At 60.5% G+C, this 20,851-nt stretch carries 20 protein-coding genes; 11 read left to right on the top strand and 9 right to left on the bottom strand.

Annotated elements, in window-relative coordinates; all coding sequences use genetic code 11:
- Positions 1–18 precede the first annotated feature (18 nt).
- The 3 genes from gatC to GR212_RS08725 all read left to right on the top strand — a co-directional run bounded on the left by gatC (position 19) and on the right by GR212_RS08725 (position 4,079).
- Positions 19–306, top strand: coding sequence for an Asp-tRNA(Asn)/Glu-tRNA(Gln) amidotransferase subunit GatC (gatC, locus tag GR212_RS08735; RefSeq protein ID WP_015339557.1), 288 nt, complete (start codon positions 19–21; stop codon positions 304–306).
- Between the two features lie 59 nt (positions 307–365).
- Positions 366–1,847, top strand: a complete 1,482-nt coding sequence (gene gatA, locus GR212_RS08730) for an Asp-tRNA(Asn)/Glu-tRNA(Gln) amidotransferase subunit GatA (RefSeq protein ID WP_163986096.1) — start codon at positions 366–368, stop codon at positions 1,845–1,847.
- A gap of 222 nt (positions 1,848–2,069) precedes the next feature.
- Entirely contained in the window at positions 2,070–4,079 is a 2,010-nt protein-coding gene (locus GR212_RS08725) for a DUF4139 domain-containing protein (protein WP_163986095.1), read from the top strand.
- Between the two features lie 72 nt (positions 4,080–4,151).
- On the opposite strand, the gene GR212_RS08720 is transcribed toward GR212_RS08725, so the two are convergent.
- A complete protein-coding gene (locus tag GR212_RS08720; RefSeq protein ID WP_163986094.1) occupies positions 4,152–4,409 on the bottom strand; it encodes a YjhX family toxin in 258 nt (85 codons plus the stop codon).
- Between the two features lie 301 nt (positions 4,410–4,710).
- Between GR212_RS08720 and GR212_RS08715 the strand changes: the two genes are divergently transcribed.
- From GR212_RS08715 to GR212_RS08705, 3 genes are all read left to right on the top strand, one after another.
- On the top strand, positions 4,711–5,220 hold the full coding sequence (locus tag GR212_RS08715) for a GNAT family N-acetyltransferase (RefSeq protein ID WP_163986093.1): 510 nt from the start codon (positions 4,711–4,713) through the stop codon (positions 5,218–5,220).
- 88 nt (positions 5,221–5,308) lie between these two features.
- Positions 5,309–6,814 (top strand): Asp-tRNA(Asn)/Glu-tRNA(Gln) amidotransferase subunit GatB, encoded by a 1,506-nt coding sequence (gatB, locus tag GR212_RS08710; RefSeq protein WP_163986092.1) that lies wholly within the window; start codon positions 5,309–5,311, stop codon positions 6,812–6,814.
- Between the two features lie 3 nt (positions 6,815–6,817).
- Positions 6,818–7,321 carry a GNAT family N-acetyltransferase gene (locus tag GR212_RS08705; RefSeq protein ID WP_163986091.1) on the top strand — a complete coding sequence of 168 codons (504 nt, stop codon included), beginning with the start codon at positions 6,818–6,820 and terminating at the stop codon, positions 7,319–7,321.
- On the opposite strand, the gene GR212_RS08700 is transcribed toward GR212_RS08705, so the two are convergent.
- Positions 7,311–7,970, bottom strand: coding sequence for a hypothetical protein (locus tag GR212_RS08700; protein WP_163986090.1), 660 nt, complete (start codon positions 7,968–7,970; stop codon positions 7,311–7,313). The two genes, GR212_RS08705 and GR212_RS08700, sit on opposite strands and share 11 nt — an antisense overlap.
- A gap of 48 nt (positions 7,971–8,018) precedes the next feature.
- On the opposite strand from GR212_RS08700, the gene GR212_RS08695 reads away from it, so the two are divergent.
- From GR212_RS08695 to GR212_RS08685, 3 genes are all read left to right on the top strand, one after another.
- Positions 8,019–8,486, top strand: coding sequence for a GNAT family N-acetyltransferase (locus tag GR212_RS08695; RefSeq protein ID WP_163986089.1), 468 nt, complete (start codon positions 8,019–8,021; stop codon positions 8,484–8,486).
- 106 nt (positions 8,487–8,592) lie between these two features.
- Positions 8,593–8,991 carry an NADH:ubiquinone oxidoreductase subunit NDUFA12 gene (locus GR212_RS08690; protein ID WP_163986088.1) on the top strand — a complete coding sequence of 133 codons (399 nt, stop codon included), beginning with the start codon at positions 8,593–8,595 and terminating at the stop codon, positions 8,989–8,991.
- Between the two features lie 103 nt (positions 8,992–9,094).
- Entirely contained in the window at positions 9,095–9,535 is a 441-nt protein-coding gene (locus GR212_RS08685; protein WP_163986328.1) for a DUF2155 domain-containing protein, read from the top strand.
- A gap of 79 nt (positions 9,536–9,614) precedes the next feature.
- On the opposite strand, the gene GR212_RS08680 is transcribed toward GR212_RS08685, so the two are convergent.
- The 6 genes from GR212_RS08680 to GR212_RS08655 form a co-directional block, all read right to left on the bottom strand.
- On the bottom strand, positions 9,615–10,154 hold the full coding sequence (locus GR212_RS08680) for a DUF1062 domain-containing protein (RefSeq protein ID WP_246725714.1): 540 nt from the start codon (positions 10,152–10,154) through the stop codon (positions 9,615–9,617).
- A 421-nt stretch (positions 10,155–10,575) separates the two neighbouring features.
- A complete protein-coding gene (gene aat, locus GR212_RS08675; RefSeq protein ID WP_163986087.1) occupies positions 10,576–11,205 on the bottom strand; it encodes a leucyl/phenylalanyl-tRNA--protein transferase in 630 nt (209 codons plus the stop codon).
- Positions 11,206–11,208: 3 nt separating this feature from the next.
- A complete protein-coding gene (gene accC, locus GR212_RS08670) occupies positions 11,209–12,561 on the bottom strand; it encodes an acetyl-CoA carboxylase biotin carboxylase subunit (protein WP_204326323.1) in 1,353 nt (450 codons plus the stop codon).
- Positions 12,562–12,570: 9 nt separating this feature from the next.
- Positions 12,571–13,044, bottom strand: coding sequence for an acetyl-CoA carboxylase biotin carboxyl carrier protein (accB, locus tag GR212_RS08665; RefSeq protein ID WP_163986086.1), 474 nt, complete (start codon positions 13,042–13,044; stop codon positions 12,571–12,573).
- Positions 13,045–13,068: 24 nt separating this feature from the next.
- Complete coding sequence (gene aroQ, locus GR212_RS08660) at positions 13,069–13,506, bottom strand: type II 3-dehydroquinate dehydratase (protein ID WP_163986085.1); 438 nt, start codon at positions 13,504–13,506, stop codon at positions 13,069–13,071.
- Between the two features lie 206 nt (positions 13,507–13,712).
- A complete protein-coding gene (locus GR212_RS08655; RefSeq protein WP_163986084.1) occupies positions 13,713–14,480 on the bottom strand; it encodes a DsbA family protein in 768 nt (255 codons plus the stop codon).
- 212 nt (positions 14,481–14,692) lie between these two features.
- On the opposite strand from GR212_RS08655, the gene GR212_RS08650 reads away from it, so the two are divergent.
- Positions 14,693–15,850 carry a pyridoxal phosphate-dependent aminotransferase gene (locus GR212_RS08650; RefSeq protein WP_163986083.1) on the top strand — a complete coding sequence of 386 codons (1,158 nt, stop codon included), beginning with the start codon at positions 14,693–14,695 and terminating at the stop codon, positions 15,848–15,850.
- A 157-nt stretch (positions 15,851–16,007) separates the two neighbouring features.
- Here the strand turns inward: GR212_RS08650 and GR212_RS08645 are convergent, their stop codons facing one another.
- Positions 16,008–18,917: an Rne/Rng family ribonuclease gene (locus tag GR212_RS08645; protein ID WP_163986082.1), complete on the bottom strand. Its 2,910-nt coding sequence runs from the start codon at positions 18,915–18,917 to the stop codon at positions 16,008–16,010.
- A 644-nt stretch (positions 18,918–19,561) separates the two neighbouring features.
- Between GR212_RS08645 and GR212_RS08640 the strand changes: the two genes are divergently transcribed.
- Complete coding sequence (locus GR212_RS08640) at positions 19,562–20,812, top strand: N-acetylmuramoyl-L-alanine amidase (protein WP_432444356.1); 1,251 nt, start codon at positions 19,562–19,564, stop codon at positions 20,810–20,812.
- Positions 20,813–20,851 lie beyond the last annotated feature (39 nt).

Here is a 20,851-nt window from a genome sequence, read left to right as displayed (position 1 = left end):
CCTACCTCGGAGAATGCCATGTCCGTCGATCTCGCCACTGTCAAACGCGTCGCCCATCTTGCCCGCATCGCCGTCAACGAAGACGAAGCGCAGCGGATGATGGGCGAGCTGAACGGCATTCTGGGCTTCGTCGAACAGCTTTCCGAAGTGAATGTCGATGGCGTCGAGGCCATGACTTCGGTCACGCCGATGGCGATGAAGAAGCGCACCGACGAAGTGACCGACGGCAACAAGGCCGCCGATATCGTCGCCAATGCGCCGAATACCGATCAGAATTTCTTCCTGGTGCCCAAAGTCGTCGAATAACGGCTCGCTTCGAGCCCGTTCCGACCCATTGCCCAATTCCAGATCTGAAGCGAAACAAAATGAGCGAACTGACCAGCCTGACCATTGCCGAAGCCCGCGACAAGCTGCGCGCCAAGCAGATCACCGCCACCGAGCTGACCGAGGCCTATATCTCGGCGATCGACGCGGCCAACGGTCAGATCAACGCCTATATCGCCGTGACGCCCGATAAAGCCCGCGAGATGGCCAAGGCCTCGGATGCGCGCCTGGCCAGTGGCCAGGCCGGCGCGCTCGAAGGCATCCCGCTCGGCATCAAGGACCTGTTCGGCACCGAAGGCATCCATACCCAGGCCTGCAGCCACATCCTCGACGGCTTCAAGCCGCGCTATGAATCGACGGTGACGCAGAACCTCTGGAACGACGGCGCCGTCATGCTGGGCAAGCTCAACATGGACGAGTTCGCCATGGGCTCCTCCAACGAAACCTCCTATTACGGCCCGGTCATCAACCCCTGGCGTGCCGAAGGGTCCAACCAGCAGCTCGTTCCGGGCGGCTCGTCCGGCGGTTCGGCCGCTGCCGTTGCCGCGCATCTCTGCGCCGGCGCGACCGCGACCGATACGGGCGGCTCCATCCGCCAGCCCGCCGCCTTCACCGGCACCGTCGGCATCAAGCCGACCTATGGCCGCTGCTCGCGCTGGGGCATCGCCGCCTTCGCCTCGTCGCTCGACCAGGCCGGCCCGATCGCCCGCGACGTGCGCGATGCCGCCATTCTGCTGAAGTCGATGGCAAGCGTCGATGCGAAGGACACGACCTCCGTCGACCTGCCGGTGCCGGATTACGAAGCCTCGCTCGGCCAGTCGCTGAAGGGCATGAAGATCGGCATCCCCAACGAATATCGCGTCGATGGCATGCCGGACGAGATCGAAACGCTCTGGCAGCAGGGCATCGCCTGGCTGAAGGATGCCGGCGCCGAGATCGTCAATATCTCCCTGCCGCACACGAAATATGCGCTGCCGGCCTACTACATCGTCGCGCCCGCGGAAGCTTCCTCGAACCTTGCCCGCTACGACGGCGTTCGCTACGGCCTGCGCGTCGACGGCAAGGATATCGTCGACATGTACGAAAAGACGCGCGCCGCCGGCTTCGGCCAGGAAGTGAAGCGCCGCATCATGATCGGAACCTACGTTCTGTCGGCCGGCTATTACGACGCCTACTATCTGCGCGCCCAGAAGGTTCGCACGCTGATCAAGCGTGACTTCGAACTGGCCTTCAATGCCGGCGTCGACGCCATCCTGACGCCCGCAACGCCGTCCTCGGCCTTCGGCATCGCCGACGAGAACCTCGCTTCCGATCCGGTGAAGATGTACCTCAACGACATCTTCACGGTGACGGTCAACATGGCCGGTCTCCCCGGCATCGCCGTCCCCGCCGGCCTCGACCCGAAGGGCCTGCCGCTCGGCCTGCAGCTCATCGGCAAGCCGTTCGAAGAAGAGACCTTGTTCAAGACCGCCCACGTCATCGAACAGGCCGCCGGCAAGTTCACACCAGCGAAGTGGTGGTAAGCCGAAGATCCACAGCGGCAGGAGCGGCCTGCTGAACGATCTCGCGAAGCTTCGTGACGTTTGACATTACTTATCAGAAGGGTCGCCGGGAAATCCGGGCGGCCCTTTTTGCACATGCCAATATTCCGCCCACGCGCCATCACACTTTGGACCGAAATACGATCATAAATTGCAGAAGGCCGCTTGGTCTTGTTCTCTGCAACCGAATCGGAAGGTCTCTTCATGCTCAAGCACGTCACGGCGATCCTGCTTCTCAGCGCGTCATTTCCAGCGTTTTCGCTGGCGGCCGACAATGGGGCCATCCGATCCATCACCCTGTCCTCGGGCGGCCTGGCCCAGGTTTCGCGATCGGCCGATATCAATGGCGACGGCGTGATCCGGATCGAGGTGCCGCTCGATCAGGTCGATGACATTCTCAAGAGCCTTGTGGTCGACGGGTCCGCGGGCTCGGTTGCCGGCATGTCGCTGGCAGGGCCGCAGCCGTTGCAGGAGGCGTTCAAGGGTCTGCCGTTCAGCCTGGAAGCGCTCTCCTCCGTGCCGTCGCTTCTGACATCGATGCAGGGCGCCAAAGTGGCAGTCGCCAGCGGCGGAAAGACGGTTGAGGGCAACATTCTTGGAATCGAGACGAGGAAGGCCGACGGGAAAGCAACGGTGTACCTGCTGACCGTCATCGACAAGGATGGCGCGGTGGAGACGCTGGCGCTCGGCGAGGATGCGTCCGTCCGGTTTGACGATCCCAACACGAGAGCGAAGCTCGCCCAGGCGACGGCGGCCATTGCCCGAGGCAAGAACGATCGCACCCGCGCCATCGATATCAAGGTGAACGGTGTGAAGAACAGCAGCGATATCGGCCTCACCTATGTCGTCCCGTCGCCGATCTGGAAAACGGCCTACAAGGTCGTCATCGAGGGAAATGAAATGGCGCGCCTGCAGGCATGGACGGTGCTGGAAAATGCCAGCGGCGAGGATTGGAAGGGCGTCAAGCTGACGCTGACGTCGGCCGAGCCGGTGACGCTGAAGCAGGGTCTGCACCAGCTTTATTGGAGAGAGCGGCAGGAAGTGCCTGTTAATACGGCTTCCGACAATGTCCCCGATCCCGATAGCGGCGACCTGTCCAACAGGCGGCGTCTGGCTTCGAGTATCGGGGTGCCGGCAATGCCCGCCCCCGCAGGAGCGGCGAGGAGCGAGGCCAGAAAAATGGCAGACGCGCAGGCCTACGCAACCGACGAACTGGAACAGCCTGCCGCGCCAATGCAAGTTGCCGCCGGCAACCCCACCGCTGCGACCGAAAGCGATATTTCCGCCACGTTCGAACTTCCGGGGACTTACGATCTGGCCAATGGCGACACGTTGTCGGTGCCGATCATGGATGCGGATGTGGAAGCCGACATGGTGGATATGTATCGGGCAGGCAGCACCTTGCACAATCCTATCGCCGCCGTGATGCTCAAGAACACCACCGGGGTCAGCATGCCGGCGGGAATTCTGACGTTATACGACAGCAAGACCGGCTATATCGGCGATTCCCAGCTATCGGCGCTGCCCAAGGACGATACGCGCCTCGCCAGCTTCGCAACCGATCGCAAGGTATCGATCAGCGAGCAGCAGACGCCGACGGAGGAGATCGCCTCTCTGAAGGTTTCCGACGGCATGATGCAGGCCGTCGTCAAATACCGCCAGACGACGACATATACCGTGTCGGGAGCGCTCGACGGCGAAAGGACCGTCCTCATCGAGCACCCGATCAGGGACGGCTGGTCGTTCTCCTCGACCGATAGTTTCGGCAAGACGGCAACGCACCAGCGGCTCAAGGCGGTTGTGCCCGCCGGCTCCGAAAAGACGCTGACGGCAGTCGACGAGCAGCTTCAGAGCAACAGCTACGCTCTGGTCGATGCGGAGCCTGACACACTGATCGGGTGGTCGGCTTCGACACACGACAAGGCACTCACGGACAAGCTCGCAAATCTCGCTGACGCGCGCAAAAGGCAGGTCGCCGTCCAGAACGATCTGGCGAGCCTCGACAGCGAAATCGAGAAGACCACCAGCGAGCAGGAGCGGATAAGACAGAATCTCGGCGCCGTGCCTGACAATAGCGATTTGAAGAAGCGCTACTTGAAGGCTCTGGCGGACAGCGAGGATCAAATCGCCGCGCTGAACGAAAGGCGCGTTGCGGTGCAGGAGGAAAGCGATCGCCGGAGCGACAAGGTGGCGGAAATCATCAGCGCGTTCTGATCGCCACGCGGTCTCATATCAACGGCTCAATCGGCGAGAGCCGCCTCGAATCGGGCGGCTCTCGTGCTTGTTCTATCGATTGTTCAATTGCGAGCGCACCAACCGCAGCCCCTTTTCACTGATGCGATAGGGATGGCCGTCGCTGGATTTGATGGCCTTGAGGCGTTTGAGCCTGCGGAAAAGATCGATATCGAAGTCGGGATAGACCCAGCCGTCGCGGGTGAAGCAGAAGGCGTTCTCGACCTTCTTGTTTTCGCTGCGTTCGATTTCGATGCGCCCGCCTTGGGCGAGCAAGTGCAGGATGCGCTGTTCGGCGCGGGAAATGTCCATTGTTGTCAGAATCCGTATAGCGCCAAAAGGCGCACAAAAACGATCCGAGGCTTCCCTTTGGGGAAGTCGGGGCTTCGTTTTTCAGGCCCGGCACGCAAGAAGACTTGCGAGCGAGGCCTTTACCGGGACTGACGAAAGCTAGACATCAAAACTCCGTTGAGATGCCCTGTGTAAGGCAGGTTGCGTGCGGCGGTCAAGCGCAACCCGTTTCATGTATCTCGTCCGTGGCCGTGATTGCGAATCTCGCCGCTGGCAAAAGCCTTTCGCCGGTGCTTTACTGCTTGCAAATGGCGGGGGCCCGATGATCCATATTCGCAATGCCCATGAAGGTGAAACCGAGGTGTTGGCGAGCATCGGCCTGCGCTCCTGGCAGAAGGCGATGGGCGCGATCGGCGGCACGGGCGAGCTGCTGGAAACCGCGAGCGAGGCCTTCTCGAGTTTCACCCGCAATCTGTGGCTGACGATCACGGTCATCGAGCGGAACGGAGAGGCGGTCGGATGGGCCGCGCGCGAGGGGCTGGACGAAGCGATCTCCGATTTCTGGATCGATCCGGATTTCGTGAGACGAGGCCTCGGCTCCGCGCTTCTGGCGCGCATTGAGCAGGACGTGCGCGAGCAGGGGCTGGAAAAGGTTTCCCTGCACACGCATGCCGGCAACACGGATGCCATCGCCTTCTTCAAGGCGCGCGGCTATCAAATACACTGGCTGTCGGTCGTCTACTCTCCGAAACTCGACAGCGACGTGCCGACCGTGGGGCTTTCGAAATCGCTGGTCGAGGAAAGCGACGGCGCCTACGGACCGGGCATATAGCGCATCGCCGGATGCCGAAAGCCTTGCGCCGCCCGGCCAATTGCTCTACCTCACAAAGTTCAGAAGAACAGCATTTCAAGAGCTTCCCATGACCCTTGTCGACGTCCGCACGCCAGATCCAAAACGCTTCATTCCCGGTGCCACCGGCGATTGGGAAATCGTTATCGGCATGGAGGTCCATGCCCAGGTGTTGAGCAATTCCAAGCTCTTCTCCGGAGCCTCGACCGAGTTCGGCAAGCCGCAGAATTCCAACGTCTCGCTGGTCGATGCCGCCATGCCCGGCATGCTGCCCGTCATCAACGAGGAATGCGTCAAGCAGGCCGTGCGTACCGGCCTCGGCCTGAAGGCGCAGATCAACAAGCGCTCGATCTTCGACCGCAAGAACTACTTCTATCCCGACCTGCCGCAGGGCTACCAGATCTCGCAGTTCAAGGATCCGATCGTCGGCGAAGGCAAGATCGTCATTTCGCTCGGCCCCGATCGCCAGGGCCAGTTCGAGGATATCGAGATCGGCATCGAGCGCCTGCATCTCGAGCAGGATGCCGGCAAGTCGCTGCACGACCAGCACGCCACCATGTCCTATGTCGATCTTAACCGCTCCGGCGTGGCGCTGATGGAGATCGTCTCCAAGCCCGACATCCGCTCGTCCGACGAAGCCAAGGCCTATATGACGAAGCTGCGCTCGATCGTGCGCTATCTCGGCACCTGCGACGGCAACATGGACGAAGGCTCGATGCGCGCCGACGTCAACGTTTCGGTCCGTCGCCCCGGCGGCGAGTTCGGCACGCGCTGCGAAATCAAGAACGTCAACTCCATCCGCTTCATCGGTCAGGCGATCGAATACGAAGCGCGCCGGCAGATCGGCATTCTGGAAGACGGCGGCACGATCGACCAGGAAACCCGCCTGTTCGATCCGAACAAGGGCGAGACCCGCTCGCTGCGCACCAAGGAAGATGCGCATGACTACCGCTATTTCCCCGATCCGGACCTGCTGCCGCTCGAATTCGATGATGCCTTCGTCAAGGAGCTTGCCGAGCATCTGCCTGAATTGCCCGACGACAAGAAGGAGCGTTTCGTTCGCGAGCTCGGCCTGTCGATCTATGACGCCTCCGTGCTCGTCTCGGAAAAGGCGATCGCCGACTATTTCGAGGCGGTTGCCGCCGGCCGTGACGGCAAGGCCGCCGCAAACTGGGTCATCAACGACTTGCTCGGCGCCTTGAACAAAACCGGCAAAGACATTGAAGAGACTCCGGTTTCGCCCGCTCAGCTCGGCGCGATCATCGATCTCATCAAGGCCGAAACCATCTCCGGCAAGATCGCCAAGGATCTGTTCGAAATCGTACTCAACGAAGGCGGCGATCCCGCTGAAATCGTCGAGTACCGCGGCATGAAGCAGGTCACCGATACCGGCGCCATCGAAAAGGCGGTCGACGAGATCATCGCCGCCAACCCGGATCAGGTCGCCAAGGTCAAGGCCAAGCCGACGCTTGCCGGCTGGTTCGTCGGCCAGGTGATGAAATCGACCGGCGGCAAGGCCAACCCGCAGGCCGTGCAGGCGCTGGTCAAGGCCAAGCTCGGCATCGAAGAGGAATAATCGGTGTTCTTCGTCCGCAGCGCCGGCGAGCAGGACCTGGAAAAGGTCCGCGCTCTGCTGGGCGAGACCTGGCACGCGACCTACGACCGGATCTACGGAGCGGAGAAGGTCAGCGAGCTGCACGCCTCCTGGCATTCGCCGGCTTCGCTGAAAGCTCGGCTGGCGAACAAGAATTCCGAATTCCTCGTCGCCGATGACGGCAGGACGATCGGCGGCATGGGCTATGCGGCCATGTCGACCGAACTGACGAAGACCGTGATGCTCCACATGCTCTATGTTGGTCCCCGCTATCAGCGCCAGGGTGTGGGCCGCGATATCTTCGCGGAACTTGAGACCTGCTTTCCGGACGCGGAGATCATGCGCCTGGAGGTCGATCCGCAAAACGAGCCCGCACTTGCCTTCTACAAGGCGCACGGCTTCGTCGAGGTCGGCCGCGCCGACAATAGCGGGCAGGGGCAATCGGGCTTGCCGACGCTGATACTCGAAAAGCCGCTGGCTACGCAGTAGCCGGCAGGCCTTGAGCCGCGCTTCCATATTGGTTCTGGAAGTTGATGATCAGGCCGAGAAGCTCTTCGCGCGTCACATTGAGATCTGCCGTGGCTATGTAAACTCGTTGCGTTCCATCCGCATTGTCGCGGATGCGAAGCCTTGCTGCCGGAGTTGCTTGCTCGATGTGCGTTCCAGCACGAAGCCAAATTTTGATGCGCCGTTTGTCGCGGTGTCGGGTCAGAGTGGGATTGCCGGGAATCGTGACCTTCCCGTAGATTCCTGATGCGATAAGCAGCCGGATTATGCCGCGAAACATGAAGCGGGCATTATCGGCTTGCGAACTGTTGTTCTCTACTGGCGGGGTCTGATCGATACGCTCAATTGCCGTCCAGGGGATGGTTACCTGTCCAAATCTGTTATCGGTAAGGCCCTGTGGGCTCATGGTCAGAACGGTCTTCCGTGTCCAACGGGCGATTGTATGAAATCCTATAAAGGTGAAGGAGGCGCTCGCCGCAAATGCCAGGAACAGAGCAAGGTGTATTCCCGCGCCACCTCTCGGGATGAGGGATACAAAGCCAAGGAATGCGGTTAAAGAAGTCAGAAGTGCCGTCTTGAGGTGAAGTTCCGGCATAAAATAATCAAATCCATATGTCTTGGTCGTCACCATTTGGCATTTCCTGCGCATCATTGCAGATGAAGACTTAGGTAGAACGCATTGCCCTCACAAGAACTACTTATCCGCGAAGCGAAAGAATCTGACCTTCCGTCCTTGATCGGCCTGTTCGCCGCCGACGCTATGGGCGGCCACGGCGATACGACCGATCCCTCTGCCCACGACGATTATCTGCGTGCCTTTCGCACTATCGCGTCATCGCCGGACCAGACGCTCTACGCCGCCGAGCTTGGCGGCGAGATCGTCGGTACATTCCAGACGATCGTGGTCACTTCGCTGCACGGCCGGGGATCGTCGGCGATGATCATCGAGTCGGTCCAGACGCGGGCGGACATGCGCGGGCAGGGGATCGGCGCCGCAATGATCGATTTCTGTATCGACGAGGCAAAAGGCCGCGGCATGCGCATGGTGCAATTGACCTCGAATGCCGTACGCAAAGATGCCCATCGCTTCTATGAAAGATTGGGTTTCAAGCCGACGCATCTGGGCTTCAAGATGACATTGAAATGAGGTCGTTTGCTTGCTGGAATCACTGGACAAGCCGGTCCGGTGGCGGCATAAGCAAACTATCGAATTCTGGTATCGCTCGCCCCTCAGCGGGTATCGAGGAAAAGACATGTGGAATCTCATCGTACAGACCTTCACCTGGTGGAACAGTCAGACAATGGGGACGCGCTTCGCGACCTGGCGTTTTGGCAAGCGTGTCGGCGAGGATGAGCTCGGCAACGTCTATTACGAAGGCGGCATGTCCTCCTACGGCCTTCCGAAGCGCTGGGTGATCTACAAGGGCTATGCCGAAGCCTCTGCTATTCCTCCGGGCTGGCACGGCTGGATGCATCACCGCACCGATGTTCCGCCCTCCAAGGAAAACTACGTCGCCAAGGAATGGCAGAAAGAGCATCGCGCCAACCCGACCGGCTCGCCGCAGGCTTACCGTCCGCCGGGCTCGCTCGCCGTTGCCGGCGAGCGTCCGCGCGTGACTGGCGACTACGACGCCTGGACCCCTGGCAACTGAGCTGAAGGGCCGGCTCGTCCTTTGGCCACAATTGGCCTTTAGGCGCGACATATGCCGGCTTTTGCTCGGCGCCTTGACCGAGACCAAGCGGAGATTGGCGGATATGACGTTTTTCACGCGGAGCGCTTCTTTGCGTGTATTATCGGGAGCAGGCATTGCTCTCCTGGCCGGCATCATGTCCGCGCCTTCCGCCGAGGCGGCCCGCATCGCCAACCCGGTCGCCGTTTTCTCCGGCCTGGACAAGATCACCGGCCGGATCACGACTTTCGATGTCTATGTGAACGAAACCGTGCAGTTCGGAGCGTTGCAGGTGACGCCGCGCGCTTGCTATTCGCGAGATGATACCGAGCAGCAGAAGGTGGATGGTTTTGTCGAGGTGGATGAAATCACCCTTGATCGCCGTATCCGGCGCATCTTCACCGGCTGGATGTTTGCCGACAGCCCCGGTCTCAATGCTGTCGAGCACCCGATCTATGACGTCTGGTTGAAAGAGTGCAAACAGAAGTCCGACGTTCCGCCCCCCGATACTACCGGCGCAAAATAATCGGTTTCTGGATTTCCGCTGTTGAACCGTACCGCCCGCAGAAGCCTGGCTCCTGCGGGCTGAATTTTTAGAATCTTTCTCAATCGGCGGCGGCACGTCCGATCGCCTGGCGATCGGAGATCTCCGACAGGTCGAGGGCAATCCTCATTCCGTCCTGGAGCCTGTGACGCAGAAAATTGTTGCGGTCCGGCTCGGCTTTCAATTGACCGCCTTTGCTGAGAGCCTGCAGCCTCGAACGCGAGATGGCCAGCCCCGAAGACAGCAACCGGTCAAGGCGCAGGCTCGTGGAGAGTTCGGCGACTATTTCTATCTCCAGTATTGTCCAGTCGCGCGCTTCCCGCGTTATCCTCTTCCGAATGAAGACATCGGATATTTCGTCAACGCGCCTGACTTTCCGCTTCAATCCGTCGAGATCGAATTCCCGAGCGCGTACCCAATGCGGGTCGCTGTGTTGCAGCGCCTCCAGGGTGTAGGGAGAGATATCGTGAACCACCTTCCGCTCGAAAAGCGCTCGGTTCCAGGTCTTGTCGCAATCGACGCATTTGTAGACGAGCCAGGCATCGAGCCTCTTGCCATTGGCGTTGAGCCGGATCTTGCCGCTCGATCTGAAGGGTTTCAAACATCCGCAGCCGCTGCAGGCAATCCATGGCTGAGGCGCCGTTCGGGGCGAAATGGTCCAACGGACCTGAAGAATATTGCACATACCGTCTTGGTCTTCCGTCTGGAAGTCCACCAGACTGGCGGTGAGACAAGCCCGTCAGGGCGCGGTATGGCGATGTTGCGGGACGGCTGAAGAGCTGAGACAGCAATGGCTGCGCGGGGCGCGTTGTGACAATGCCAAACCGGTCTCAGGCCATCACCCGATGGACATGAATACGCATCGGACGGCGGTGCGCCGCCCCGATGCATTGGGTGATTTAAATGAGACCGGTATTTACGACGGCAAAGTGGAACCTCTATGCACCAACGCTCTTCGCGTTTAGCGATAGCAGGTTGCAATCAGAGTTTGAAGTGCCCTGAACTTGATAGTGGCCGGGTTCTCAGTGGCTCTCGTCGGAGAAGCTCAGATTGGCGGATTCCATCGCCTTTTCCAGCATCGTGGCATAGACGTCCTTCGGCACATCGATGGCGCCGAATGTCTTCAGGTGTTCCGTGGTGAATTGCGTGTCGAGCAGGGTGAAGCCGCGCTCCCGCAGGCGCTCGACCAGATAGACGAGGCAGATCTTGGAGGCATCCGTGCGGCGGGAAAACATGCTTTCGCCGAAGAAGGCAGACCCCAGCGAAACGCCATAGAGGCCGCCCACCAGCCGGTCGCCTTCCCAGGCCTCCACCGAATGGGCATGGCCGATATGATGCAGGACGGAATAGAGGGAGCGGATCGTATCGTTGATCCAGGTGCTCGGGCGACCGCTCGTCTGTTCGGCGCAAGCCGCGATAACAGCCTCGAAATCGCTATCGAAGCGGATGTCGAAAGGATCCTGGCGGATTTTCTTGGCGAGGCTCTTGGAGACGTGAAACGTATCGAGAGGGATGATGCCCCGCAATTCCGGCTCGACCCAGAATATCTCCGGGTCGTCAGCCGATTCCGCCATCGGAAAAAGCCCGATGGAATAGGCGCGCAGCAAAATCTCCGGGGTAACGCCGGGATGTCTGCCGCGCGCTCCTGGCACAGGCTAGGCCGATGTCTTCGCCAGGTAGTTTTCCAGCCAATGGATATCGTAATCGCCGTTGGCGATATCCTGATTGGAAACCAGATCCTGGAACAGCGGCAGAGTGGTCTTGATACCGTCCACCACGAATTCGTCGAGCGCGCGGCGCAGACGCATCATGCATTCGACGCGGGTGCGTCCATGCACGATCAGCTTGCCGATCAGGCTGTCGTAGTATGGAGGGATCTTGTAGCCCTGATAGGCGCCGGAATCGATGCGCACGCCGAGGCCGCCGGGCGCATGGAAATGCGTGATCGTGCCCGGCGAGGGGACGAAGGTGCGCGGGTCTTCGGCGTTGATGCGGCACTCGATGGCGTGGCCATGGAAATGCACTTCGTCCTGCGTCACGGAGAGGCCGCCGCCGGAAGCGACGCGGATCTGCTCGTGCACAAGATCGATGCCGGTGATGGCTTCCGTCACCGGATGCTCCACCTGCAGGCGGGTGTTCATTTCGATGAAATAGAACTCGCCGTTCTCATAGAGGAACTCGATGGTGCCGGCGCCGCGATACTTCAGCTTCATCATGGCGTCCGCGCAGATCTTGCCGATCTTCATGCGCTGCTCGACATTGAGTGCCGGAGAGTTGGCCTCTTCCCAGACTTTCTGGTGACGGCGCTGCAGCGAGCAGTCGCGTTCGCCGAGATGGATCGCATTGCCTTCGCCATCGCCGAACACCTGGATCTCGATGTGGCGCGGCTTGCCCAGATACTTTTCCATATAGACGGATTCGTTGCCGAAGGCGGCTGCAGCCTCCGTGCGTGCCGTCGACCAGGCCTCGATCAGGTCTTCCTCGGTGCGAGCGACCTTCATGCCGCGGCCGCCGCCGCCGGCGGTCGCCTTGATGAGAACCGGATAGCCGATCTCGCGCGCCGTCTTCAGCGCCTCCGCCTCGGTCTTCACCTCGCCGTCGGAACCCGGAACGACCGGAATGCCGAGCTGCTGCGCGGTGGTCTTGGCGGTGATCTTGTCGCCCATGATACGGATGTGTTCCGCCGTGGGGCCAATGAAGGTGACGCCATGCGCTTCGAGGATATCGGCGAACTTGGCATTCTCCGACAGGAAACCATAGCCGGGATGCACGGCGTCGGCGCCGGTGATCTCACAGGCGGCAACGATCTGGTGGATATTGAGATAGCTGTCGCGCGACGGCGGCGGGCCGATGCAAACGCTTTCATCCGCCAGGCGCACATGCATAGCGTCGCCATCGGCGGTCGAATGGACCGCAACGGTCGCGATGCCGAGCTCTTTGCAGGCGCGCAGCACCCGCAGGGCGATCTCTCCGCGATTGGCTATGAGAATCTTCGAAATCATGGGCATGGGGCCGGCCTACTCGACGACGACCAGGGCTTCGCCGTATTCGACCGGGCGTCCATCCTGAACGAGTATTTCTGTTACGGTGCCGGACTTCGGCGCAGGGATCTGGTTCATCGTTTTCATTGCTTCGATGATCAGCAGTGTCTGGCCTTCCTTGACGACCGAGCCGACCTGAATGAAGGCAGCCGAACCCGGCGCCGGCGCCAGATAGACGGTTCCGACCATCGGTGCGCTGATGACGTGGTCAGGATTGCGGGTCTTGCCGGCGGGTGCTGCGGCAGCAGGAGCGGCGGCGGCAGCTGCCGGAACGGCGTAACCGGCCGGAGCGGCGATCGGCGCCTGCACATATTGGGGCGTGCCGGCACGCGACACGCGGATGCGCAGATCTTCCTGTTCGACTTCGATCTCGGTCAGATCCGTGTCGTTGAGAATGTTGGCGAGATCGCGAATCAGCGCCTGGTCGATACCCGATTTCTTTTCAGCCATTGGATTTCTTGCCCTGTATTTTTGTTATTGGGTGATGGATTTCAGCGCATGAAGCGCCAGGATGTAGCTATAAGGCCCAAAACCGCAGATCACGCCCTTTGCGGCAGGCGCGATCATCGATTTGTGCCGGAATTCCTCGCGTGCGTGGATGTTCGAGATATGCACTTCCACGACAGGAACGGTGATGGCGCGGATCGCGTCATGCAGCGCGATCGATGTGTGACCATAGGCTCCGGGATTGATCGCGACGCCGGCAGCCTTGTCGCCAGCTTCGTGCATCCAGTCGACCAGCACGCCTTCATGATTGCTCTGCCGGAAATCGACGACGAAGCCCAGGCTTTCACCTGCGGACTTGCAGTCTGCTTCGATATCCTTGAGCGTCTTGCCGCCATAGATGCCCGGCTCGCGCTTGCCCAGGGCATTCAAATTGGGTCCGTTCAGGACAAAAATCGTTTGCGCCATCAGATGTTCCGTCAAAGTACAGCGCAACCTATAGACTCCCGAGGCCCTGTAGAAAAGCCCCGGAGCGAAGGTTGCATGTCTCTAGGTGTGGAAACGCCACGATTTTGGCATTTTTGCGCCGCGCGATGACGCGGCGCGTTTCAAAGCTCTGTCAAAATCAGAGCAAGCGATCGGTTTCCCCTGGCCAAGCCGGCCCGTGGCGCCGATCAGCAGGTGGTCTTGCCGCAGCTGCGGACGTTGGCGATCTTCTCCTTGATGGCATCGAGGCCGATGGCGCCGGAGATCATTTCGTTGCCGATCACGTAGGCGGGTGTGCCGGTGACATTGAGATCGGACGCAAGCTGGTAGGTTGCCTTGATCGTTGCGGTATTCGGGCTCTTTGCCATTTCCGCGCGGATGGCCGCTTCGCTGACGCCGAGCGAGGTCGCGACCTCGATGGCGCTGTCTTCCGACGCCCGGCCGTCGCTGCCCAGCAGCTTGCGATGGAATTGTTCGTATTTTTCAGGCGCGAGCTGGCGGAAGGCGTTGGAAACACGGGAAGCCGCAACCGAATCCGGACCGAGGATCGGGAACTCCTTCAGGACGAAACGCACGTCCTTGTCCTGCTTCAGCAGCGTGTCCATGTCGCCGAGGGCATGCCGGCAATAGGTGCAGTTGTAGTCGAAGAACTCGACGACGGTGATATTGCCCTTCGGATTGCCGATGGCCACATCATCCTTGGAACTGAAGATCTCGTCCTTGTTCTGGCTGATTACCTGGGCCGACTGGCTAATTCGGGCTTCGTCCTGCTTCTTTTCGAGCGCGGCCTGTGCATCCAGCAGCACTTCCGGATGCTCGACGAGATATTCCTTGATGAAATCCCCGATTTCCTTCTTCTGCTGGTCGTCCAGCGCGGCAGCTGGCTGGATTATGGCGAATGACGCTGTCAGGGCAATCGCCGAAACCGTCAGCAGGCTTTTGAGAGAAAAGGTCATTGGGTCCTCGTTTGGATCTGGGCGGAGACGCCACTTTCGGATGCGGCATAACATCGTCGGGTTAACATCCGCAAATATCGATCGACAATTTACGGTGCGTCCTTAATTCCAGAAACAGGAATTTTCACGACAAAGCCTCAATCGCAGGATTGTGAACGAGCCCATATTGCGGCAAATGTCGCATGCCGATCCGACCCAGGAGAGAATTGACCTTGTTTTCCCTATCCAAACGCAGCGATGTCGAACCCTTCCATGCGATGGATGTGCTGGCCGAGGCGACGCTGCGCCGTCAGGCCGGACACCCGGTCATTTCCATGGCGGTGGGGCAGCCGTCCCATCCGGCTCCCCAGGCGGCATTGGAGGCCGCGCGGGCGGCCCTCGGTCATGGGCGCATCGGCTATACGGATGCGCTCGGCACGCTGGCCCTGCGGCAGGCGCTTTCCCAGCACTATCGGGCACGCCATGGCTTGGCCATCGATCCGAAACGCATTGCCATTACCACCGGATCGTCGGCCGGTTTCAATCTTGCCTTTCTGACATTGTTCGATGCGGGCGACAGCGTCGCCATCGCGCGGCCGGGCTATCCGGCCTATCGCAATATCCTTGCCGCCCTCGGCCTCGATGTCGCCGAGGTGCCGGTCACAGAGGAAACGCAGTTTACGCTCACGCCCGAGAGCCTCGAGGCGGCACAGGCGGCGAGCGGCAAGCGCCTGAAGGGCGTGCTGCTGGCAAGCCCGGCCAATCCGACCGGAACGGTGACGGGCAGGGCGGCATTGAAGGCGCTTGCCGACTACTGCGCCGATCGTTCGATTGCCTTCATCTCCGATGAAATCTACCACGGACTGACCTTCGTCGGCGAGGAGACGAGCGCGTTGGAGCTTACGGACGAGGCGATCGTCATCAACTCCTTCTCGAAATATTACTGCATGACCGGCTGGCGCATCGGGTGGATGGTCTTGCCGGAGCGGCTGGTCCGTCCAATCGAGCGTGTGGCGCAGAGCCTCTACATTTCCGCGCCGGAACTGTCGCAGATCGCCGCCGAAGCTGCGCTCGGCGCGGGTGCCGAACTCGATATCTATCGCGAAAGCTATGGACGCAACCGCGATTTTCTCATGCGCCGACTGCCGGAAATCGGCTTCCGCATCGCCTCGCCGATGGACGGCGCCTTCTATGCCTATGTGGATGTCAGCCGCTTCACCAACGACAGCATGGCCTTCGCACGCAAGATGCTGGCGGAAATCAATGTGGCCGCCACGCCCGGCCTCGATTTCGATCCGGTGGAGGGGCATCGCGCCATGCGCATCTCCTATGCCGGTTCCAATGCCGAGATCGAGGAAGCCACCGAACGCATGGCTGCCTGGCTGAAATAGAATCCGGGATCAATGGCTTGCACGGACTTGCGAATGTGTTTTCGCAAGTCGCGAAGTCGTGCGCCGATGCGCGAGCGGCAAATCACACTTACGGCAATAAAAAATCCGGCCGTGTCGCCACGGCCGGATTTTAAAAATTCATTCTAAATCGGTCTTCTCAAAAGAAGCCGCGGCGTTGCCACCAGCCGGCCTTCTTCGGCTTGGTCGGTTCTCCGTCACCATCCCCACCTTCATTGGTGCGTGTCGACGTTACGACCGGAGCGGAGGAGGAAACGTTGGATTCGCGGTTGGCGCGCGCCGGCTTGGCCGCATCGTCCGCTGCGTCGGACGCTGCCGGCTCAGCCGTTGTGTCCAAAGCTTCGGTGATTTCGGCAACCACTTCGGTTTCGACGTCTGCCGCGGGCGCTTCTTCCACAATCGGCGTTTCCACTGGCGATGCCTCGACAGCCTTTGCCTTCCGGCGACCGCGGCCCTTGGCGGGCTTCACGTCTTCGGTGACAACCGCTGCGGTCTCGACGGCGGCCATGGCAGGCTGCCCCTCGACGGCGGCTTCGCCTTCGGCAATCGCAATTTCCACTACGGATACGCTTGCTTCTTCTTCGCCTTCACCGGATGCGGCGGTCTCGAGCGCTTCGTCCGAGCCTTCGTCATCGCCCGCGGTCTGCTCGTTACCTTCGTTTTCACGATTGCGACGGCCACCACGCTTGCCGCGACGGCGGCGCTTGCGCTTCTGCTGCGCGTCATCGTCGCTTCCGGCGGATGCGGCGTTTTCTACGCCGGCATCGGCTTCATCGTCGTCGCCTTCATCCCCGTCCGCATCCTCTGCGGCATCGTCCGCGGAAGCATCGCCGGAAACCGAGGCCGCATGGCCATCATTGCCGCGGCCGCGACGCCGACGACGGCGCTTGCGCTTGCGGTTGCCGTCATTGTTTTCGGAGCGGGCAGAGGGTTGCTGTTCGACGCTCGTTGCCTTTTCTTCCAGCTCTTCGTCTTCATCCTCCTCGGCCTCGATGACGATATCGTCGTCATCGTCCTCGGGGATGGCTGCGAAGTTGAACAGGCTTTCGATCTTCACCGGATTGGCGACGGGTTCGCCGCGGTCGATCGCGAAATGCTGCGTGCCGACAGCGTTGTCGGCATCGATGACGATCGCAACGCCGAAGCGGCTTTCGTAGTCGATGATCGTCTGGCGCTTGTGATTGAGCAGATAGAGCGCAATGTCAGGCGTCGTGCGCACGGTGATGTCATGCGTCGTGTTCTTCAGCAGGTATTCCTCGATGCCGCGCAGGACATGCAACGCGACGGAGGACTGGGAGCGCACATGGCCGGTTCCGCCGCAATGCGAGCAGATCTGCGTCGTGCTTTCGAGAACCGATGCGCGGATGCGCTGGCGCGACATTTCCAGAAGGCCGAAATGCGAGATGCGGCCGACCTGGATGCGGGCGCGATCGTTCTTCAGGCATTCCTTCAGCTTCTTTTCGACAGCGCGGTTGTTGCGCTTCTCTTCCATGTCGATGAAGTCGATGACGATCAGGCCGGCAAGGTCGCGCAGGCGCAGCTGGCGAGCGATTTCCTCGGCTGCTTCCAGATTGGTCTGGAGCGCGGTGTCCTCGATCGAATGCTCGCGGGTCGAGCGGCCGGAGTTGACGTCGATCGAGACCAGGGCTTCCGTCTGGTTCATGATCAGGTAGCCGCCCGAACGCAGGGTTACCTGCGGCTGCAGCATGCGGTCGAGCTGCGCCTCGATGCCGGAGCGGGAGAAGATCGGGTGAATGTCACGATAGGGCTGAACCACCTTGGCGTGGCTCGGCATCAGCATCTTCATGAAGTCCTTGGCTTCACGATAGCCTTCTTCGCCGGCAACGATGATCTCGCTGATATCCTTGTTGTAGAGGTCGCGGATCGAGCGCTTGATCAGGCTGCCTTCTTCATAGACCAGGCAAGGAGCGGTCGATGACAGCGTCAGCGTGCGGACGTTTTCCCACAGGCGCATCAGATACTCGAAGTCGCGCTTGACTTCGACCTTGGTGCGGTTGGCGCCGGCGGTACGCAGGATGACGCCCATGCCTTGCGGCACTTCGAGCATCTTGGCGATTTCCTTCAGGCGCTTGCGATCCTGCGGATTGGTGATCTTGCGGGAGATGCCGCCGCCGCGAGCCGTATTCGGCATCAGAACCGAGTAACGGCCTGCGAGCGAGAGATAGGTGGTCAGCGCCGCGCCCTTGTTTCCGCGCTCTTCCTTGGCCACCTGCACCAGCAGGATCTGCCGGCGCTTGATGACTTCCTGGATGCGATACTGCTTGCGCGGCTTGCGTTGCACGCGATCCGGAACCTCTTCCATCGCGTCTTCGGCGCCGACGGATTCGATCACTTCCTCTTCATGATCGTGATCATCATCGTCGTCGTCATCGTGGCGGCGCTTGGAAACGGTGACGTCCTCGGATATCGAATCGGTCTCCACCATCGCGGCCATTTCGCCCGACGGACCTTCCTCATCTTCGCTCGGCGCATCGACGGCAGCGGTTGCTTCCGGAGCAGGCGTTTCCTCGGCGGGAGCTTCGGCAGCAACCTTCTTGCGGCTGCGGCGGGGCTTGGCCTTCTTGGCAGGGGCCGCTTCCTCGGCGGGTGCCGCTTCCTCGGCGGCGGAAGCATCTTCAGCGGTCGCGGCAGGCGCTTCGGTTTCGCCGCTCGCCTTGGGGACGATGCCGATATCCGGCTGTTCCTGCTGGGAAAGATCGAGCGCCGTTTCGACATGCTCGACATCGTCTTCGTGCCGATGCTCTTCGGCTTCGGCCTTCAGCAGCGCCTGACGATCGGCAAGGGGGATCTGGTAATAGTCTGGATGAATTTCGGCGAAGGCCAGGAAGCCGTGCCGATTGCCGCCGTAGTCAACGAAAGCAGCCTGAAGCGAAGGCTCGACCCTCGTTACTTTTGCAAGATAGATGTTGCCGCGGATTTGCTTCTTGTGCTGCGACTCGAAGTCAAATTCCTCTATGCGGTTCCCGCGAACGACAACGACGCGCGTCTCTTCCTCGTGAGACGCATCGATAAGCATTTTGTCTGCCATGAAAGCTGTGCTCCTCGGCGCAGACAACCGGACGGAGGCCTGCTTGTCACAGGGACAAGCGGGACATGCTCCGCCTTTGCTGCACCGGATAATGAAAGTCGCGATTGGTTCGGCGATGACAGTATCCAGACGGCAGCCGGGGCATCATTTCCCTGGGGTCTGTTCACTCTCTCAAAAAGCTGCTGCGGTAGCATCCGTAACCAAGCGAGATCAACTATGCCTTAGACCCACAAATGGGCCCGATGAATGTGCTCTCTAAAGAGCGTTTGGTGGCTCTCCACCGATGAACTTCCCGTCTGAAACCGGAAATTCAGATATCCACTGTTCGGAGCAGAAGCACTGCAGACGGCGGATGAATGCCGCTTTTTGGCGCCTGGTACTCGAAGGCGGCTGCCTTTGCGACGACTCTATCCCGTCAACACTTCTACCCTAATATGCGTTGTATGTTTTATCTGTCACAATAGCAAGGGAAAAGCCAAGTATGCCATAATATTGATGGATTCGTCCGTTGATGAGAACACGGGAGGGTGTCTCGTCGATTCGCCCTCCGGCGCATCATCGGGTGTGGCCATCACGTCAAACCTGGTTCCCGCTATTGGGACTTCAAAAGCAACGTCGAAACCAATATGGGGCGCGTTGGATACTTGGTAAAGGGATTGCGGCATGTGGCGGAGATTTGCGTGAGGGCTTTGCGATTTGCGGCAGCGGCCTTCGCCCTGGTGATTCTTCTGGCAGCCTCGGCATTTGTACCCGTCGCTGCGGCGGCCGACCCCTTGCTTGCCTACGGAGCGCGCATCGCCGGCGACGACGCCCGAACGCGCATCGTCATCGACATGGATCGCGAGCCCGCCTTCACGGTTCATTATCTCGACAATCCCGTCCGCATCGTCGTCGATCTTCCGGCGACGGCATTCGGTTTCCCGGCCACGGATCTCAAGCCGACCGGTCTTTTCAAGGATATCCGGTTTGGCGCGATGGATGCGGACAGCGCTCGTATCGTGCTGACGGCGAAGAAGCCGGTGAAGCTGGTCGTGGCCAAGGTGCAGGCGGATGAAAGCGGTAAAGGCCAGCGCCTAGTGCTCGATGCCGAGATGCTGCCGGCCGAGCAATTCGCCGATCTCGTGAAGAAGCAGAGCTGGACCGGCGAGGATACCGCCAAGGATGTCGGGCCCGTCGAGCCGACGCAGAAGGCCGACCCGAATACGTTCCTCGTCGCCGTCGATGCCGGTCACGGCGGCATCGACGCGGGTGCGACCGGCAGCGACGGCGTCACGCAAGAGAAGGATATTACGCTCGCCTTCGCCAAGCTCTTCGCCGACAAGCTGAACGCCCAGCCGGGCATCAAGGCCTTTCTGACGCGCGACAAGGACCAGTATCTCTCCCTGTCGGAGCGCGTGACGATAGCCCGGCAGAATCATGCCTCGCTCTTCATCTCGCTGCATGCCGACACGCTCAAGCAGAAGGACATTCGCGGCGCGACCGTCTATACGATCTCGGACAAGGCTTCGGACCGGCTTGCCGGGGAGGTGGCCGACCGCGAAAACAACTCCGATCGGATCGCCGGCGCGGAGGCCCAGACGCAGCCTGCCGCTGTCACCGACATCCTGATGGATCTGACCCGCCGCGAGACGCAGGCGTTCTCCATTTCGCTGGCGCAGGATGTCTTGTCCTCGTTCAACGGCCAGATTTCCATGATCAACAATCCGCATCGCCACGCAGGTTTCCAGGTCTTGCAGGCGCCGGACGTCCCCTCGATCCTGCTCGAACTGGGCTTTCTCTCCAACAAGGAGGATGAAAAGCTTCTGCTCGACGCGGACTGGCGGCAGAAGGTGGCCGACCGGCTGACGGAGGCCGTGAAGCAGTATCGCGTGGCGATCGTCGCAAATGGCGGTTAGCACCGGCAGGTGTGCCGGCCGGCCGTGGCTTCCATGTAA

Origin of the sequence: Martinezella lusitana, assembly GCF_010668395.1 — a bacterium.
In the GTDB taxonomy this organism is placed as follows: domain Bacteria; phylum Pseudomonadota; class Alphaproteobacteria; order Rhizobiales; family Rhizobiaceae; genus Rhizobium; species Rhizobium lusitanum_A.
Note: the sequence above shows the minus strand (reverse complement) of the source record. Positions and strands in the feature narration are given on the sequence as shown.